The following is a 17,890-nucleotide window of genomic DNA, read 5'->3' as shown; positions in this document are numbered from 1 at the left end:
ATATAGAAAATGTTGACAGCGGACGATGGTGAAGCTATTATTTATTTATCAATAAATAAGGGAGTAACGAAGATGGTCATCCGGCAGGATCGCAAAGAACAAATTTTAGCCAAAGCAGTCGACGTATTTGCCGAACTCGGGTATTACAAAGCAACAACGGCGCGGGTAGCCAAGGAAGCTGGCGTTACGCAGCCGTATGTGTTTCATTTTTTCAGCAACAAGGAAGAGTTGTTTATCGCCGTCATCGATCAGGCTATCGGGCGGATCGCCGATGCCTTTTCACGGGTAGAAGCGCCCGCCGATCAGCTTATGGAAACGATGGGGCAAGTATTTGATGACGTAATGAGCAGCTACCGGGCAGAGACGCTGCTCGTCATGCAGGCGCATACGATCCCGGAACCGGCGATTCGTGAGCATGTGCGCGGGCTTTTTTCCAATATATTCAGTTCGGTGCTGGAGAAATTTACCGCCGCCGGTTTGCCGGAGCCTGAAGCCGCGGCAAGCCAGTTTATGGGCATGGGGTACCTGATTACGGTGGCTGAAGTGCTGGATTTACCGCAAATGCTTTGCTTTAAGGATTGTTAGAGTGGTACTTATTTGAGCATGGGGACTAAGCGCTAGACGCTTCTAGATGGTTCAAATTCCAGCCGGTCTGGAGCAAAACAGAGAATACAAAAAGGCAGTTACAGACTGCCTTTTTTGTAGCCTATATATTTATTTATCAATAAATAAAAAAACAGGAGGTTTGAGGATTGATGGAAAACTATATTCGTTTGGCTTTGCGGGGCGCCGGACGCCTTTTTGCGGAGGAGAAGCTGCTTGCTTGGCTCGGTGTTGCGGGGTTTGTCCTTGCCGCGGGCATCGCTGCATATATCGGCATGTTCGGCCCGGTTGTACCGCCGGAGGGCAATGTCGCCAGTGCCTTTTCGTTCAATGCGGCGATCGGCGTATTTATGCTGTCGATTGCCATTCTGCTGCCGCTGTCCGGCTTTAAGGCAAAGGCACGGACGGCCATCCGCCGGGTGTTTGTTCCGATCGTCGTCTATGCATACGCCGTGGAGACGATCCAGCATTTTCGGGGCGTGAACCCGCGTTTCTCACAATCCGGTTCAATCATCGATACGATCGCCGGAACTGCGTTTGGCCTTGCGTCCTTCATCCTTATTATCGTGACGACCGTTGTTGCCGTTGCCTTTTTCCGCCGCAAGCTCTTAGCCGCAAGGCCGCTTCTGATCCTAGGCATCCGCTATTCATTTGTGTCGGTGACGCTTAGCTTTGCGGCCGGCTTGTGGATGATCGCCCTGAACGGGCGCTTTACAGGAGCAGGCGGCAATATCATCGTCCTGCACGGCCTTGGTTTTCATGCGCTGCAGGTTCTGCCGCTGCTCGGCTGGTTGTTGGAGCGCTCACGGGCCGAAGCCCGGCGCGCACAGCTGCTTCTGCATACAGGCAGCGCCGCTTGGATCGCATCCGTTGCCGCGGTCGCTATTCAGACCGCCGCGGGCCGCACCATTTTCGAGTGGTCAGCGCTGCCCGTCGTGGCGGCCGCCGGATTGCTTCTTTGCCTGGCATCCATTGCAGCCGCGGCGGGCACCGAGTTGTTAAAGCCGCGCTTCGCCCCTGCCGTTCCGTCCTTCACTGATCTGGAGCGGTAAACAAACAGTTTTAATGGACCGTGCCTTGGTGTTTCACCGCTTCCATGGCATGGTATACCGTATGACTGAGGGAGGCGAGGTCTCCTTCCGCCTGAAAATGAAGGTACAGCACCTCCGGCTCCTGCTGCATCCAATGGTTATGCACAGCCGAGATGTTGATCTGGCCTTTGCGGAGTGCATCAATGACCGGATTGACTTCGTCCTCCAGCAGCGCGAATTCACCGGTCACCACTCCCTTTGCCCCTTGGGGGTCCGTGTGCTCGAAAGTGGCACCCAGGGCAAGATCCATCAGCTCCGGCGAAAGGTGACGGCCCATAAGCGACACCTTCAGGTCGCTGCGTTTGATATGCACGTCGCAGACGTTTCCTTCCTGCTGGGCGTTTGATTTAAAAAGACTCTTCTCGATTTTGCAAACATCGGCTGGCTTTGCTGATGCAGCTCCTGCCGGAGCTCCAAAGATTAGAGCCATGATGCACATCATCCATACCAAACGCATCGGTAATAACCTCCTGACAGCTCACTTTTTTGGTTTATTATGGCTTCATGGAATCACTTTCATGTAGTGAATCGACAAAAATATTCATATATAGACCTTTTGCTCATATCGATGTTATAATATGGTAAAATTTGCTCAATTGAAGGAGGTCTATTTTCCTATGTCTTGGCTGAAGAATCTTCCTCTGTCCCAGCGGGTCCTGGCCGGATGTTACTTGGTGGCCGCATTGTTCGCACTCCCAGCCCTGATTATTTTCATTCTGATCGGGGAAATCCTGATCGGCGCGGCGTTCGTCATCATCTTTGCCGCACTGACTTACCCTTTAGCCCGCTACATCGAGAAAACGCTTACATCTTCGTTTGACAGCATCGCTAACGCCACCGCCAGCATTGCCAAAGGCGATTTTACAAACCGTGTCGATGAATCGGGTTCCATGGGCGACGTCAGCCGATCGTTTAACAGCATGGTGGACAAGCTGAAGAAAATTTTGAACGACGCGTCAAGCATCACCCGCCAGGTGATGGATTCGAGCCGCGGTATCGCAGATAAAAATCAGGAGCTTAAAACCGTCATGGCGACAGTCGCCACTTCGGCCAACGAGCTGGCCGTCGGCGCAAACGAAATTTCCTCGGACGTCGCCGGCATGACAGAATCCATCCAGGCGATCGAGCTCAAAGTCGGCAACTATGCGGCCTCTACCAAGGAAATGAAGCAGCAGTCCGAAATTACCTTCAGCCTCGTAGAGAAAGGACGCCAGTCTGTGGAGAAGCAGGCGGAAGGGATGCGACAGAACGTCGAAGCAACGGAGAATGTGGCCAAGACCATTGACACGCTGTCCAAAAATGCCCAAGGCATTACGAAGATCACCAAGACGATTTCCGAACTTGCCGAACAGACCAACCTCTTGTCCTTAAACGCTTCGATCGAGGCGGCGCGGGCAGGCGAGCATGGGCTTGGCTTTGCCGTTGTTGCCCAGGAAGTCCGCAAGCTTGCGGAGGAATCAACTGCGTCTACACAGGAAGTATTCAGCCTCGTTAAAAGCATTGAGCAGAGCATTCACCAGGCGATTGACAACATCAAGATCAACGAGGATGTGGTGCAGCAGCAAAATGAACGGATCCGCGAGGCCGAGCAGATTTTTGCCCACATCGTCGAAAGCGTACAATACATAACCGAGCAAATCACTTCGTTCTCAAATGAAAGTGACCTGATGCTGGACAGTGCCCGTAAAATATCGGCGGCCATCCAGAATATTTCGGCTATCACCGAGCAGTCCTCCGCCGGTACGGAGCAGGTGTCCGCCGCCATGAACGAGCAGATGAAGTCGATCGAGGCGGTCGTCGATGAGACCGAAGCAATGAGACAGGCCGTGTTCCAGCTGCAGAAGACGATCCAGATTTTCAAATTCTAATCGGTATATATGAATAAAGCAGGCATACAGTGGGGTTCATCCCGCGGTATGCCTGCTTTTATGATTAAGCAACAGATTAGTCCTACGCCTCACAAATGTTTCATACTTGAGCACGAGCTTCGCTTTTGCAGCCTTTCGTCATGCCTGTTCCAGCCATACATCCTTAAAGTCGATCCACCCGAGGGGATTCAGGCTGACACCGCGTACCGAGGGATGCAAAAAGGTGCTCAGCCTCCGGTGGTGCAGAAAAATGACCGTCGCCTCATCGCGGAGATGTTCCTCAATCTCCTTCAAGAACATCCGCCGCTGGTCCGTAGATTCAGCAGCCACGGCCGCATCGATCCGGCCGGTAATCCATTCCTTCCGTTCACGGTCAAAATAAGCCTGCATGACGCAGTCCCGGTGTTGATAAGCTTCAATTTCGCATACCTCGTCTTCGGGAAATACCAGGCCGGAGATGACGAAATCCGATTCCGGCCACTGGTCATAATCCAGGGTCTCGATGTGGATTCCCCAGGCAGCCAGCCGGTTTACGACCCACATGCCGTCTTCCCCATATTTTTGGTGGCATGCAAAGCGGAGGACCTCTCCGTTATAACCCGATTCTTCCAGCGCCCTCCGGACGCGATCGGGACGCGTCGGTTCCACCGCGTGGGAACGGCTCGCGTCAGGACGGAACCCAAAAGCCGGCAGCGCCCGTTCGCCGCCCAGCTCCGCCACCATATCACCGGGATGCAGGATCATCCGCACGGCCCGCCGGAACGCCTCCGACTGCTGCACACCTTCACGTGACACGTTCCAGGTAAGCAGCGTACAGCCCTGGCACAGTTTCTCGATCTCCTGCCAGGTATCCTCCGGCGTACTCCGGTCCATACGCATCGTATCCAGGCTGTGGTGAACCTTGGCGATTCCGTCCATTTCCGTGCTGCATTCTTCCGGCATGATCACGATGTCGACGCCGTCCAGATACGGCCTCCCCTGAAAATAGGCGTCAAACGCCGCCATCTCGATCCGGCCGCTGGTCCAAGTGACCAGACGGAACGGTCCCGTTCCAAGCGGATGGCTCCAATAGCTGTCCTCTTCCATGCCTGCGAAGCCGAAGGGCAGAATCGAAGCCGCCGCCGAGCACATGAACCGGTCAAACATCCAGTTAGGCCGGTTCAGCTTGACCCGCAGAACCCGGGGTCCGATCGTCTCAACACGCTCCACGCCTCGCATCAGCCATCCGTTGGCCGTCCCGTCCTTAAGGCGTTCGAGCGTAAACTGCACATCGCGTGAGGTCAGCTCCTGCCCGTTATGGAAGCGAACCCCCTTGCGCAAATAAAACGTCCATTCCGTGGCGTTGTCGTTTGATGACCAGGTATGAGCGATCATCGGCGCAATCGTGCCGGTCTGTTCATCAAACCTCAGCAGCCGGTCAAAAATTTGCCGGATCAAATGCGAATCGAACGCGTACAGCAAATCGGCGGGATCCAGCGTATGCGGAGATTTCAGCACGGGAAAGATCAGCGTATCATCGGGGCCGCCTTCTTCCCCTTTTTTGTAGCCGAAGTGGTTATCCAGCCATTCGAGAAATTTCGGCTTGGCGTACGTTCCGTTTCCAAATCCCCCGATCAGGTCGAAGGCGCGTTTGTAATCGCCGTTCTCCACGAGATGCTGGGAATACTCGATCAAATAGGCTTCCTTGTCGGCTTTGAACACGATCCTCGACCGGTTCCCCCGGCCCAGCCCGGGCAGCCACTCGATCAAATGCTCGCTTTCAAGTTTTCTTAAAATCAGCTTGGCGTTACGGCTGGTGCAATACAGCGCATCGGCCAGCTCATCCAGCGTCACTTCGATAGGTATTCCCAGCTCCGTGCCGCCGCCAAAGCGCTCATGAAGCAGCAAATACCTTTCATCCAACAGCATACTCAGCCCTCCTTGCCTGACGTCCCAAATAAAAGAGGAAATCCTTTTGCGCAAGTATACACTTTTTATCCCCTTTTGAATAGATCATAATGGCATTAGACAGAGAAAAGACAGATTCATCCAATACCGGAACGTTTATTCGAGGAGGAGAACACATGCTGGAACATCATTATGTGCAAGAAAAGTTGATGGAATACCGCCAAGCTGAGCATCACCGCAAGCATGCCGGCGTATCAGAAACTACGGAATCGGCTGATCGTTATAAGTCCTTCAAATCCCAAAAAAACACGCGTTGGATGCTCGCCATTACTTCTAGCCTGTTAAGACGAAAAAAAGGGAAGCATCCTTTCGCATAAACATCGGTTAAGGGATCTCTTTCACCGTTTCGTTGTGAGATCCAGCCGCCGACAAAACAAAAGACAGGATGAACGCATCCTGTCTTTGCCGGTGCCTTTATAGACGCTTTCCGTTCATTGCCCCGTTTCAGGGTTATGCATGTCCGTCCGAACCGTAAACGTAATGCAGGCCCCGCCCTCCGGCCGGTTGGAAGCCTGAATGCCTCCCCCATGCTTATCGCAAATGACGCGGGCTGTATACAGGCCAAGCCCGGTTTGTCCCTTGTCGCCTTTGTAAAATTTTCGGAACAGATTCGGTATGTCCGCTTCGTTGAAACCAGGCCCCGTATCACAGATTTCGTACCGGATGTCCTTCTCGCGAATGGTGAGGGATACGCTGAGGCTCCCCTTCTCCGGAACATACCGGAGGCTGTTCGTAATGACGTTATCCAGAACCTGCCCGACGCGCTGGACGTCCATATAGACGGGATACGGCTCCGGCCGCTCATCGGTCACCGTATATTCCAGCCGGATCTGCTTGCCCGCGCACAGATAGCGGATCTCCCGTTCTTTGGCGCCTGCAAACTCCGCGACATCCGTTTCCTTCACATACAGCGGAAAATACTCCATATCCTTCTCGGAAGCCACCTGAATATCCTGAATCAGCCGGTTGACCCGTTGAATGTTGCCCTCCACGACGCGCAGACGATCTTCGAGCTTGTCACGCGGAATCACTCCCGCGGTATCCGTCAACATTTCTACATTGCCCTGAATAATCGTCATCGGTGTCCGGAGGTCGTGGGCGATGGCCTCCATCATATCCCGGCGCTCCTGCTCGAGCTTCCATTCCCGGAGCAGGGAGTCTTTTAGAGCAGCCCGCATCTTTTCAAAAGAATCGGTGAGCAGCCCCAGCTCATTGGCCGCCTTGTAAGTGATCGTAAAATCAAGATCCTGCCTGCGGATCCGCTCGGATGCATCGATAAGTTCATGAACGGGACGGCTGATCCGCCTTCCGAACCGGGCTGCAAATATATACGTAAAGAGCGCAATGTAAATAAAAGGCGCCGCAAGAAAACAAATATTCAGGGCAAACTTGAGAATATCCGCTGACCCTGGGCCACCGTTGGAAGTCACCTCAAGCTTGTACTCCAGCGCGATGGCGCCGCGCAGCTCTCCAGAGGAAGACGTCACCGGGACGATCTTCGTAATGACGCCGCCGAACCCGATGCTGGGCTGCCGCGAAAAAGAGGTATTTAAGCGTTGGACCAAATCCCCTTTTTGTTTAAAAACCGGTCCGGTCAGTGTTCCGTATAACGCCTTGCCCCCGGCGTCCATCACTTGATACTTGATCCCTTCTCCGGGAATCTTCTCCTCCAGTTTCGGCCGGCTGGCCGGATCCAGCACCGCTTCTCCCAAAGTGCGCGAGTACGCGGCAATCGCCGGAATCTTCTGTTCGTAGTGATTGGCCGGATTGAACCAGCTGCTGCTCGTGAGCCACCAGAAGCCAACAATATAGGTTACCGCCGTCAGCACCAGACTGAGCAGCATGATCAGGATGAACGTAGAGATCAGCTGCTTTTTAATGGAAAGCCGCTCTATAAAGCCGATTTTTCCCATTTATAGCCGACCCCCCAAACCGTCGTGATGTATGGGGTATCCGGATCCGTACCGGTCAGCTTCGCCCGGATTTTCTTCACATGCTCCGTTACCGTGCTGGCATCGCCCATCGCCTCAAGCCCCCACACTTTGTCATAGATCTGCTCCTTGGAAAAAACCTGGCCGGGATGCAGCGCAAGCAGCTCGATAATGTCGAATTCCTTCGCAGTCAGCGGAATCTCGGTCTGCTTGTAGGCGACGCTCCGCCCTTTCAGATCGATGTGCAGCAGCCCGTACCGCAAGGTGGACCGTTCCGCCTGCTGGCCGGCAGCCCGCCGTCTCCCCCGGAGATGGGCCGCGACGCGGGCTTTCAGTTCCCGGATGCTGAACGGCTTCGTAATATAGTCATCGCCGCCGATGGACAGCCCCTGGATCCGGTCTGCTTCGGCCTGCCTCGCGCTTACGAACAATATCGGGCAGCCAACTTCCTCGCGGATCATTTGGCACAGCTCAAAGCCGTTGACGTGCGGCATCATGACGTCCAGAATAATCAAATCCGGCCGGTCGTGGATCCGTTCCAGCGCCTCACGCCCGTCTGCGGCGGTCATCACCTCGTAACCCTCCATCGTCAGCGCCTGCTCCAGCAGGGCGGCAATTTCGGCTTCGTCATCCACGATCAGTATTTTGTCGCTCATTGCATGTACCTCTTTCTTCTCTCTCTATTTGGTCCAGCCTCTCCGCTGCCATAATCCCATTGTAACGGCAAAACCGAATCCAAGACACACCAGAAGCGGCAAATAAAAAGGATGATGGTATAATCCCGCTGTCAATTTAAAGATCGTACTCATTCCCATCAGAAGGAACCCGAATGAATCAGAGACATACAAAGACCCGGCTGCGACCGCAATCCACCCCAAATAACTGAGCACAACGCCCGGCAGCAGCGTGCAGATCAGGCTGGTCAGACTCAGCTGCGCCAGCAGGATCAGATAAAAAAGGCCGTAAGACTTCAAGCAGTAGAAGAACGCCCCAATCGGGCCGTATTGCTGTTCCGGATTCAAAAACACGACGGTATCCGCGCCGGGCAGAAAAGCATAGCCGAAGGCTTCGCCGACGGCAAACGTTACAGCCGTGAACAGCAGCAGCATTCCCGCCAGGTTCATCCATTTAGCCAGGAACAGCTTGGCGAAGGATACCGGGCGAATCAGCACCATCCGCAGCTGTCCTGATGTGTACTCCCCGTTCATGCTGTCGATGATCAGCATCGGTCCGATAATGAGCACGAGGAAGAACGACACCTCTTTCAACAAAAACAAAGCGAAATTTTCCGACACAAGCGGAACGGTCGATACGTTATCGAACGCCCCCAACTTCTGCATGCTTAAAAAAAGACAATCCAATCCTATAATCAAGGCAAAAATCAGCAGACTGACGAGCGTCTTTTTCCGTCTCCACATCCGTTCCCAGTCGCTTAACATCATCGCAAGCATCATTTATCCCCCTTACATCCACCGGTCCGATTTTGAAAATACAAGCAGCGACCCCACGCCGAAAACCACGGCATATCCTAAGCCCACAAGCAGCGCCGTCAGGGCTGCGTCTTCCGAACTCACCGCCTGGGCCTGACCCAGTATAACCGCGATTCCGCTGTACTGGATTTCGGTCAACGACAAATACTTGAGCATCGCCGGCAGTCCCAGACCGCCAACCCGGTTGGCCAGCTCATAAATCAGCGGAAATCCGAGAGAGCACAGCAGAAATCCGAGCCCCAAACCGACGGCGCCCGTCGTCGTTCGCGAAATGACGGCCGCCGCCATGAAGACGCTCCCGATTGCCAGTACGCTCAGAAACGCAAGTCCGTAATACAACAAGGTGTAGCCGATCATCCCTTTTAAGGGGACGGTATGGTCATGGTAAAACAGCTGAATGTGTTCATGAGGCTCGAAGAACAGCAGGCCGGCGGCCACCGACAACAGCAGGTATACGGTAAAATACAGCGCCATCACCGCCATATGGGCCAGCCATTTGGCGCGCAGCAGCTGCCCTGCCGTGAACGAACGGAGCATGACCATCCGGATCTGCCCGCTGCGGTATTCCTCCGTGACGGAAAGCGTGAGCAGGATCAGAGACATCACATTGAACACAACGATCAGCTGCTCGATCAAGGCCATCACCGGAAAATTCCCCGCCCAGGTATACTCCGCACTCGCGGGTGAAATTCCCCGATTGTGGCCGGCATAATATTTGGCGGTAGCCGCGACGACAGCAGGCATGGCGATCAGGAACAGCCAGGTGATTTTGCGCTTCCACATCCGTTCCCACTCGCTTAGAAACAAGGCGCTGTTCATGAGGTCATCATCTCCACAAAGTGATCTTCAATCCCCTTCGCCCCGGCCACCTCCTGCCACTCGCGGCTTGTGCCTTCCCAGACCAGCTTGCCTTCCTTGATGATGACAAAGCGGCTGCAAATCCGCTGCAGCTCGTCCAGCAGGTGGCTCGAAACCAGAAACGTAATCCCGCGCTCCTGGTTCAGCCGCTGGATCAGCTGGCGCAGCTCGCGGATGCCCATCGGGTCAAGTCCGTTCGCCGGTTCGTCCAGAATGATCAGCCGCGGATCCCCAAGCAAAGCCTGGGCGATGCCGAGCCGTTGCTTCATGCCGAGGGAGTAGGTTTTTACTTTGTCCGAGCCCCGTTCGCTCAGCCCAACAATCGACAGAACCTCCTCCACACGTGCTTTCCGCTCTGTCCCCGACACATTCGGATGCAGCCTTGCCAGGTTCAGCAGGTTGTCCCTGCCTGACATATAAGGAAAAAAGATCGGCGATTCCACAATCGCCCCGACCCGAGACAGCGCCTTGACTCGCTCGCGCCCCACATCGGTTCCGTCAATTCGGATGCTCCCGCCCCCCGGCTTGATCAGTCCTGTCATCATCCGGATCAGCGTCGTTTTCCCGGCACCGTTCGGACCGACAAAACCGCATACATCCCCCGCCTGTATGGAAAAGGACACGTGGTCCACCAAGGTACGCGCCCCCGCTTTTTTCGATACGTTTAATACTTCCAGTACATTAGTCTCGTTCATTTCGTTCATATGATCTCCTCCTGCCATGAAGTATAGGAGGCAATTCTAAAGAATTTATAACGTCGGCAAAAAAAACTTGAAAGCAGGAGTGCTTCCTCACGGCAAGAGTCAGAAGCTGTACAGGTATACGAAAAAAAGGAGGGTGGCAGGATCATTCCTGCACACCGCTCCTTTTTGGACGCGTGATTCGATGATTCGCTTATATCGTGGCATGTGCTTCTGAACCCGCTTGATATCTCCCTAGGGTTTCAGCACGACCTTGATGCAGCTCTCATCCTTGTTATCGAAAATTTCGTAAGCCCGCGGGGCATCGCTGATATGCAGCCGATGCGTAATGATGTCGGTCGGGTCGATTTTCCCGGTTTGGATCTGCCGGAACAGCTCGGGCATGTAATGAATGACGGGGGCCTGTCCCATTTTCACCTGCACGTTGCGCTCAAACAGATGGCCGAACGGGAACATGTTGTATTTCAGGCCATACACCCCGATCACCTGAATCGTTCCGAACTTGCGGACGACATTGGCGGCCGTATTAAAGGCACCAAGCGATCCTCCCTGCAGCATCAGGGCCGTTTCCACCTTCTCCATGGCCGTCCGTTTGGCATCCAGCCCCACGCAGTCGATGACGACGTCCGCGCCGCCCTTTGTCGCCTCCAGCAGCGTTTGGTCGATGTCATGAGTCTTCTCGAAGTTGTACGTCTCCACGTTGTTTGTCCGTTTGGCATGCTCCAGCCGATAGTCCACATGGTCGACCGCGATGACGCGCTTGGCCCCTTTTTGCCAGGCGAATTTCTGCGCCAGCAGACCGACCGGGCCGCAGCCAAGAATAATGACCGTATCGCCGTTCTTCACGCCGGAATTGTCTACGCCCCAATAGGCGGTCGGAAGAATATCGGAGAGGAACAGAATTTTCTCGTCCTCCACCTCGGCATCCTCCGGCACCTTGAAAGGCACGAAATTGCCGAAGGGCACCCGGAGCAGCTCCGCCTGACCGCCCATGTAACCGCCGTACGTCTCCGAGTAGCCGAAATAACCGCCCGTATCCTTGGCGTCATTGGCGTTGTCGCATTGGCTTTCCATCTGGTTTTGGCAGAAAAAGCACTCGCCGCACGCAACATTAAACGGAATGATGACCCTATCGCCTTTTTTGACACGGGTAACGTCCGGTCCGGTCTCTTCGACGATCCCCATTGGCTCATGACCGATGACATAATCGTCGTACATCCCCGGAATCAGCCCGTGGTAAATGTGAAGATCCGAACCGCAGATCGCGGTGCTTGTCACCCGGACGAGTATGTCATCCCGCTTGACAAGCTTCGCGTCGCCGACCTCTTTCACTTCCACCTTCTTTTTGCCCTGATAGGTTACAGCTTTCATGCCAGCATCGTCCCTCCTTGGAGTTGACCGTAGTGTCTCCCCGAACCTGCGTTTTCACGCATGGGCAGCGGGTGAAGTCCCTTATCCTTTACACGCAATCCGGCAAATTCAAACGCGGGATGGGCATGTGATGCTCCTTAGAGCCTCGGAAGGCGTAACTTGGCGATTTACGAAAAAAAGCCGCCCGAATGAACCCTTTTTCGGACGGCCAAGCTCTCTACGTAAGTACCTATGTTACTGGATTTCGATCCAAGGCAGCGGATTACGAAATTCCGCCCAGTTCATTTCCATCTCTCCGCTGGTCAGCAGGCACTCATCGAGGCGGCGGGTAATGCCTTCCCGGTCCATGCCGATCCCGATCAGCACAATCTCGTTCATCCGGTCACCCCAGGTTTCGTCCCATCTGCGCCGGAGATCGGACTCCTGTGCCAGCCATTCGTGCTGCTCCGCCTCCGTAAGCGAAGCGACCCAATAGCCTGCCGGGCCAAATTGGATCGACGGCCCAGCCTGGCTGATGCTCGCCGCCATGTCGCCGCGGACGGCCAGCCAGACCAATCCCTTGGCGCGGACGATCTCCTCCGGCCAGTCCGACAGCAGCGCGGCAAGCCGCTCCGGATGAAACGGAACCCGCCGGCGGTACACGAAGGAGCCGATGCCATATTCCTCCGTTTCGGGCGTATGATGTTCGCGCTGCAGCTCCTGAATCCAGCCGGAAGACTGGCTCGCCGCATCAAAATCGAACAGGCCCGTGTTCATGATTTCACCCGGTGCGACCTCCCCGTTCACGGTCCGGATGATTTTGGCTGAGGGCTGCAGCTTCCGGATCAATCCCTCCAGCTGGTTTAACGCCTCTTCTTCCACCAGGTCGCATTTGTTGAGGAGCAGCACGTCGCAGGTTTCGATCTGATCGATGAGCAGATCGGCCACATCACGGTCATCCTCCTCCCCGGCGCCTTCCTTCCGGTCGAGCAGCGTCTCCCCTGAGGCGAAATCATGCCAGAAGCGGTACGCATCGACCACGGTAACCATGCAGTCCAGCCGGGCGTATTTCGTCAGGTCAATCCCGGAGGCCTCGTCCTGGTAATGAAACGTTTGCGCAACGGGGATCGGCTCGGAGATGCCTGTCGATTCGATCAGAATGTAGTCAAATCTCCGCTCCTCCGCCAGCTTGCGGACTTCCTGCAGCAGGTCGTCCCGCAGCGTGCAGCAGATGCAGCCGTTGGACATTTCGACCAGCTTCTCGTCCGTGCGCGACAAGGAAGTCTCCGATTGAACGAGCCGCGCGTCTACGTTAATTTCGCTCATATCGTTCACGATGACGGCGACCTTAACGCCTTCGCGGTTGTTCAGCACATGGTTTAAAACCGTCGTTTTGCCAGATCCGAGATAACCGCTCAAGACGGTGACCGGAATGACGGATGATTGGTTCATAAGAGCAAGTCCTCCTGTCATGGGATTATTCATTCAGCGCCTTCACCAGCGCCGTTAAGTTTGCCTGCATAATCTGGAGATAGTCGAGGTTATTGGCTTCGTCTTCGGCGGTCAGCCCCTCGATCGGATTCAGCACGGCCGACTTCGCCCCGACCTCTTTGGCGATCGTATCCGCTACACTGGAGGATACCAGCGTCTCGAAGAAAATCGTCTTCACCTGATGAGCCTTGGCGAACTTCACGACCTCCGCCATCGCCTGCGCCGACGGTTCCTGTTCGGGAGAGAGACCGGCAATCGGTACCTGCGTCAGTCCATACGTGTGGGCCAGGTATCCGAAAGCTGCATGCTGCGTAACAAAATCTTTGCGCTTTGTGCCCGACAGCTCTTTCGTGTACTGCTCGTCCAGCTGCTGCAGCTTGGCTATGTAGGCAGCGGCATTTTTTTCAAACTGTGCCTTGTGCTCCGGCGCCTTCGCGGACAGCGCTGCTTCGATTGTGCGGACTTCTCCGATGGCAAGCTTCGGCGACAGCCAAACATGGGGATCGAAAGCGCCGTGATCGTGCTCGTGTTCATGCTCATGGGCATGCTCCTCTTCGTGTCCGGTTTCCGCTTCAGCCGCATGCGCGTCTCCATCTGCAGCGTCATGGTCATGGTCATGATCGTGGTCTTCTTCTTCCGTTCCCGGGATCAGCTCCAAGCCCTTGCTCGCTTCTACCGCCGTCATCCCCTTGCTGTCCGAGCCGGAGACCACCTGATCCACCCAGCTTTCCAACCCGGCTCCGTTATAGACCAATATGTCCGCCTGCTCGATCGCGGCCATATCCTTCGGCGTCGGTTCCCAGTCGTGGGGCTCGGTGCCTGCAGGAACGAGCAGATGCACATCCGCCAAATCGCCGGCAACCTGGCGGGTAAATTCATACATCGGGTAGAAGCTCGTTTCGATTTTGAGTTTGTCCTTGCCGGCCACGGTCGCCGCAGCCGGCTCAGCGCTATCATTCTTCGCTGCCGATCCGCATCCGGCCAGGACCAGGATCATCGAACTTACGATAAGTGCAGATAGAAAGGGTGTTCTTTTATTCATGATACGTTTGTCTCCTCTTCTTGATATGATGTGCTCATTACCTGCCGGGAAACGGACGGAACGGCCCTGACCGCTTCTCCCAAGTGGCGCTGTCTGCGGCGCTGGCCGACCTTCTGAACGGCAATGCCCGCAAGAAGAATCAGCAGCAGCGTCAGCGCAATCGTGCCGCCTGGCGGAGTATCCGTGTAATAGGAAGCCGTCAGGCCGCCGAACACGCCGGTCAGACCGGCACAAACTGCCAGGATGCACGCCTGCAGAAAGCCGCCGGCAAAGCGCAGCGCAAATGCGGAAGGCAGCACGATCAGTGCCGAAACCAGCAGGACGCCGACAATCGGCATCGCCGCAGCCACGATCAGTCCCGACATGACCGCGAATGCGAACGTCAGCAGCTTGACCTGTACGCCGCCCACGGCAGCCGTCTCCTCATCGAATGTCAGCGTATAGAGGTGGCGCCGAAGGATGGCGAAGAAGATCAGTCCACCCGCTGTCACCGCGGCGATGATCATCAGCTGCAGCGGATTCACGGCCACGATGGAGCCGAACAGGTAGCTGCTGAAGCTTTTGCTCAGGTTGCTCTTCATGCTCATCAGCACCATCGCCAGCGCCAGCCCGGACGTCATAATGATCGCGACCGGAACCTCACTGTAAGCGCGGTAGGACCTCCTCAGCTGTTCAATCGCAATCCCGCCGATCACCGCGAACAGAAATCCCGCCAGTACAGGGCTCATATGCAGGACGCTCCCAAGCGCCACGCCCGCCATAGATACATGCGACAGGGTGTCCGCCATCAGCGACTGCCGCCGCAGGACGAGAAACACGCCGAGGATCGGGGCGATTAATGCAATAAGACCTCCTGCCCAAAAGGCGCGCTGCATGAATTCGAAGTGAAGCATTGGCAGTCCTCCTCCTTTCCTTCCAGCCGGATAACCCGGTCTAAATAGGGACGGGCTTCATCCAGTCCATGCGTCACCATGAGCACGGTGCGTCTGGGATCCGCAGATACATAGTCCCTCATCCATTGGTAAAATTGCAGCCTGCTGCCTGCATCCATGCCAGTTACCGGCTCGTCCAGGACGACCAGATCGGGCTGCTGGGCCATGACGCGGGCGATGCATGCCTTCTGCTTCTGGCCGCCGGATAACCCGCCGATTTTTCTGGTGCGGTATTCCCACATTCCCGCCCGCCGGAGGCTCCATTCCACGAGCGCATGCTGCTCGGCGCCGAAGCGGCGGAACAATCCAAGCTTCGGGTAGCAGCCAGAACGGACCAGCTCGATCACCTTGCTCGGAAATCCGCTGTTGAACGAGGCTGCCTGCTGCGGCAAATACCCGATGGCCTTCCGGTTAAAATCCGGGGCGTAGCTGACCTCGCCGCTCCACGGCTTCACCAAGCCGAGCAGCAGTCTCAGCAGCGTCGACTTGGCTGCACCATTCGGCCCGCTGACCGCGATAAACTCGCCGGATTCAATCCGAAGCGAGACGTTATGTATGACGGGGACCCCATCATAACCGTATACAACGTTGTTCATTGCTGCGATATTCATCCCGTTTTCTCCCTCCTCATCGTCAAGGGATGAATCATTCCCTCTCGGATTTATTCGTAAATATTACGATTAATTTCAGACAAAAAATTTTTTTCCTTTCTGCAGCTTATGGAGTTTCAAAGCGACTGCCGTTCCTGTGACTTGCTTATCATCTTACTTATCATCCATTCAGTCCGATCTATTCGGGGAATAGGATGGCAAATATTCAAATCGGTACATTATATGGATTATTAATCGTAATTATTACGCTTTAACGATTAAACCATAAAACACCCAAGCTGGCAAGTAAATCGTAATAATTACTATTAATTTTTTTATATAAAGGGTTTCATCGCAAAAAAAAGCCGTTCCAACCATAGGTTGGAGCAGCTTCGTTGTTGGTCAAATCATGGCGCCGGATGGGCCGGCTCAACGGGAATATCGTTTTTCGGCCGGGTTTTGAACTTTCCGGCATTCAGAAATACGATCAGGCCGGCAATCGCCAGCAGTCCCCCCGCCAGCTGAAACAGCGTGATCGCTTCACCAAGGATCAGGAACGCGAGCAGGCTCGCGCCAACCGGTTCTCCCAGGATGCTCATCGAAATCGTCGATGCGGGCACGTACTGCAGCAGCCAGTTAAACAGCAGATGGCCAAATACCGTCGGGACGACGGCCAGCAGCAGGAATATTCCCCAGTCCCGTCCCGGGTATGCCGTAAAAGACACCCCGGCTGCCGCGTTATATATGGCAAACACGACCGCGGCTGATAGAAACACGACAAAGCTGTACACAAAGGATGGCACGCGGGCGACCATTTTTTGCCCGATCAGCATGTGCACGGACACCGCGAGCGTGCCGAGGACGGACAGCAGATCGCCAAGCAGATTGTCACGGGAAACGCCGATATCGCCGAGTCCGATCAGAACGGCTCCGGCAATGGCGACCACCATGCCCGAAATGGCTGCAGCCGACGTTTTTTCCTTATAAAAGAAGAACGCCCCGATGACGATGAAAACCGGTTCCAGCGCTAATATAATCGTTGAGCTGGAGACGCTTGTCAGCTTGAGCGATCCCATCCAGAGCAGGAAGTGAAGCGCGAGGAAAAAGCCGGACGTCCCGAGGAGCAGCCAATTTTTTATGGATAGTGCCCGTAATTCCTTCCAATGGGGCTTGAGGAAGGGAAGCATCAAAATCGCGGTAAACAACAGACGATACATGCCCTGCACCGACGCAGGCGCGGACGACCATTTTACGAAGATGGAAGAGAACGATATCGCCGTAATGCCGATCAGCAATGGAATGAATGTAGGTAGGGGGGCGGATGTTTTTCTCATGGATGTTCCTTTCAACTGACATAGGGTGCGTTACAACATGTTATTGTAGCACGCCTTCTCCGCCCCGTCATGCCGAAAGTTTAGTACGGACGTCTGGATACGACCCACCATCCGCATAGCATGGCCGCCGATACACAGAATAACAAAATATGGGCATTGTAATAGAGCGAATTATTATACGGATTTAGAGCGCCAAGGAATAGCGGCGAGCCAAGCCTCTCCGTCATCTGACGGTATGTATCCATCCACTGCATGATTTTGCGGAATTGGAAATAAACGGACAGGAGCAGGGCTAACAGGGAAAAAAGCGGTAACCAGAACCGGTAAGCCTTCTTTACGATATGGTCGCTGAGATCGTCAAAATATTTAACGGCCATAATAAAGGTCGCGATCATCAGCATCAGCGCGGCCGTCCAGGCCGGAAACAAAAACAGCAGTCCGGGATTGCCGTTGCCGGATATCGTCCTCCCGTTGTAACGAAAGGTCGTCAGGTCGACGAGATACACGAGGAGTACGCACAACAGCACAAGCACGGCATACCATTTCACCGATTTTACGGACAAGAGTGCGGTTCACTTCCTTTCTACAAACGTTGTATTTTGATAAAAAAAGCCGTATTCCAGGAGTATGGCCCCCGTTGTACGGCTGATCGTTCTAAGCTG

18 protein-coding genes are annotated in these 17,890 nt (G+C 54.8%); 4 read left to right on the top strand and 14 right to left on the bottom strand.

Annotated features, from left to right (window positions below):
* Positions 1-72: 72 nt before the first annotated feature.
* Both KI379_RS08740 and KI379_RS08735 read left to right on the top strand, forming a co-directional pair.
* Positions 73-585, top strand: coding sequence for a TetR/AcrR family transcriptional regulator (locus KI379_RS08740; RefSeq protein WP_076167639.1), 513 nt, complete (start codon positions 73-75; stop codon positions 583-585).
* A 170-nt stretch (positions 586-755) separates the two neighbouring features.
* Positions 756-1,655, top strand: coding sequence for a hypothetical protein (locus tag KI379_RS08735; RefSeq protein ID WP_212983312.1), 900 nt, complete (start codon positions 756-758; stop codon positions 1,653-1,655).
* A gap of 10 nt (positions 1,656-1,665) precedes the next feature.
* On the opposite strand, the gene KI379_RS08730 is transcribed toward KI379_RS08735, so the two are convergent.
* Positions 1,666-2,151 (bottom strand): DUF1259 domain-containing protein, encoded by a 486-nt coding sequence (locus KI379_RS08730; RefSeq protein ID WP_212983311.1) that lies wholly within the window; start codon positions 2,149-2,151, stop codon positions 1,666-1,668.
* 160 nt (positions 2,152-2,311) lie between these two features.
* Between KI379_RS08730 and KI379_RS08725 the strand changes: the two genes are divergently transcribed.
* A complete protein-coding gene (locus tag KI379_RS08725; RefSeq protein WP_116231090.1) occupies positions 2,312-3,562 on the top strand; it encodes a methyl-accepting chemotaxis protein in 1,251 nt (416 codons plus the stop codon).
* A 138-nt stretch (positions 3,563-3,700) separates the two neighbouring features.
* Here the strand turns inward: KI379_RS08725 and KI379_RS08720 are convergent, their stop codons facing one another.
* Entirely contained in the window at positions 3,701-5,470 is a 1,770-nt protein-coding gene (locus tag KI379_RS08720; protein WP_212983310.1) for an SgrR family transcriptional regulator, read from the bottom strand.
* Positions 5,471-5,625: 155 nt separating this feature from the next.
* On the opposite strand from KI379_RS08720, the gene KI379_RS08715 reads away from it, so the two are divergent.
* Positions 5,626-5,826 carry a hypothetical protein gene (locus KI379_RS08715; RefSeq protein ID WP_089546663.1) on the top strand — a complete coding sequence of 67 codons (201 nt, stop codon included), beginning with the start codon at positions 5,626-5,628 and terminating at the stop codon, positions 5,824-5,826.
* Between the two features lie 114 nt (positions 5,827-5,940).
* Here KI379_RS08715 and KI379_RS08710 read toward each other — a convergent pair whose 3' ends face one another.
* The 12 genes from KI379_RS08710 to KI379_RS08655 all read right to left on the bottom strand — a co-directional run bounded on the left by KI379_RS08710 (position 5,941) and on the right by KI379_RS08655 (position 17,791).
* Entirely contained in the window at positions 5,941-7,422 is a 1,482-nt protein-coding gene (locus KI379_RS08710; protein WP_212983309.1) for a sensor histidine kinase, read from the bottom strand.
* Positions 7,401-8,096, bottom strand: a complete 696-nt coding sequence (locus tag KI379_RS08705; protein ID WP_212983308.1) for a response regulator transcription factor — start codon at positions 8,094-8,096, stop codon at positions 7,401-7,403. Before KI379_RS08705 ends, KI379_RS08710 begins: the two co-directional genes overlap by 22 nt.
* Positions 8,097-8,120: 24 nt before the next feature.
* The gene (locus KI379_RS08700; protein ID WP_212983307.1) at positions 8,121-8,894 is read right to left on the bottom strand and encodes an ABC transporter permease; all 774 of its coding nucleotides are present in this window, start codon (positions 8,892-8,894) and stop codon (positions 8,121-8,123) included.
* Positions 8,895-8,903: 9 nt separating this feature from the next.
* The gene (locus tag KI379_RS08695; protein WP_212983306.1) at positions 8,904-9,749 is read right to left on the bottom strand and encodes an ABC transporter permease; all 846 of its coding nucleotides are present in this window, start codon (positions 9,747-9,749) and stop codon (positions 8,904-8,906) included.
* Entirely contained in the window at positions 9,746-10,483 is a 738-nt protein-coding gene (locus KI379_RS08690; protein WP_212984654.1) for an ABC transporter ATP-binding protein, read from the bottom strand. Before KI379_RS08690 ends, KI379_RS08695 begins: the two co-directional genes overlap by 4 nt.
* A 240-nt stretch (positions 10,484-10,723) precedes the next feature.
* Positions 10,724-11,860, bottom strand: coding sequence for a zinc-dependent alcohol dehydrogenase (locus tag KI379_RS08685; protein ID WP_212983305.1), 1,137 nt, complete (start codon positions 11,858-11,860; stop codon positions 10,724-10,726).
* A 234-nt stretch (positions 11,861-12,094) separates the two neighbouring features.
* Positions 12,095-13,291 carry a GTP-binding protein gene (locus tag KI379_RS08680; RefSeq protein ID WP_212983304.1) on the bottom strand — a complete coding sequence of 399 codons (1,197 nt, stop codon included), beginning with the start codon at positions 13,289-13,291 and terminating at the stop codon, positions 12,095-12,097.
* Between the two features lie 25 nt (positions 13,292-13,316).
* The gene (locus KI379_RS08675; RefSeq protein WP_212983303.1) at positions 13,317-14,372 is read right to left on the bottom strand and encodes a metal ABC transporter solute-binding protein, Zn/Mn family; all 1,056 of its coding nucleotides are present in this window, start codon (positions 14,370-14,372) and stop codon (positions 13,317-13,319) included.
* Positions 14,369-15,271: a metal ABC transporter permease gene (locus tag KI379_RS08670; RefSeq protein ID WP_280518774.1), complete on the bottom strand. Its 903-nt coding sequence runs from the start codon at positions 15,269-15,271 to the stop codon at positions 14,369-14,371. The genes KI379_RS08675 and KI379_RS08670 overlap by 4 nt, the downstream gene beginning before the upstream one ends.
* Entirely contained in the window at positions 15,208-15,915 is a 708-nt protein-coding gene (locus KI379_RS08665) for a metal ABC transporter ATP-binding protein (RefSeq protein WP_212983301.1), read from the bottom strand. The genes KI379_RS08670 and KI379_RS08665 overlap by 64 nt, the downstream gene beginning before the upstream one ends.
* 386 nt (positions 15,916-16,301) lie before the next feature.
* Entirely contained in the window at positions 16,302-17,228 is a 927-nt protein-coding gene (locus KI379_RS08660; protein ID WP_212983300.1) for a DMT family transporter, read from the bottom strand.
* 80 nt (positions 17,229-17,308) lie between these two features.
* A complete protein-coding gene (locus KI379_RS08655; RefSeq protein WP_212983299.1) occupies positions 17,309-17,791 on the bottom strand; it encodes a hypothetical protein in 483 nt (160 codons plus the stop codon).
* Between the last annotated feature and the right edge of the window lie 99 nt (positions 17,792-17,890).

The sequence above is a fragment of the Paenibacillus cineris genome (assembly GCF_018333335.1).
In the GTDB taxonomy this organism is placed as follows: domain Bacteria; phylum Bacillota; class Bacilli; order Paenibacillales; family Paenibacillaceae; genus Paenibacillus_AQ; species Paenibacillus_AQ favisporus.
The sequence above is the reverse complement of the archived record's forward strand: the minus strand, read 5'-3'. Positions and strand labels throughout refer to the sequence as shown.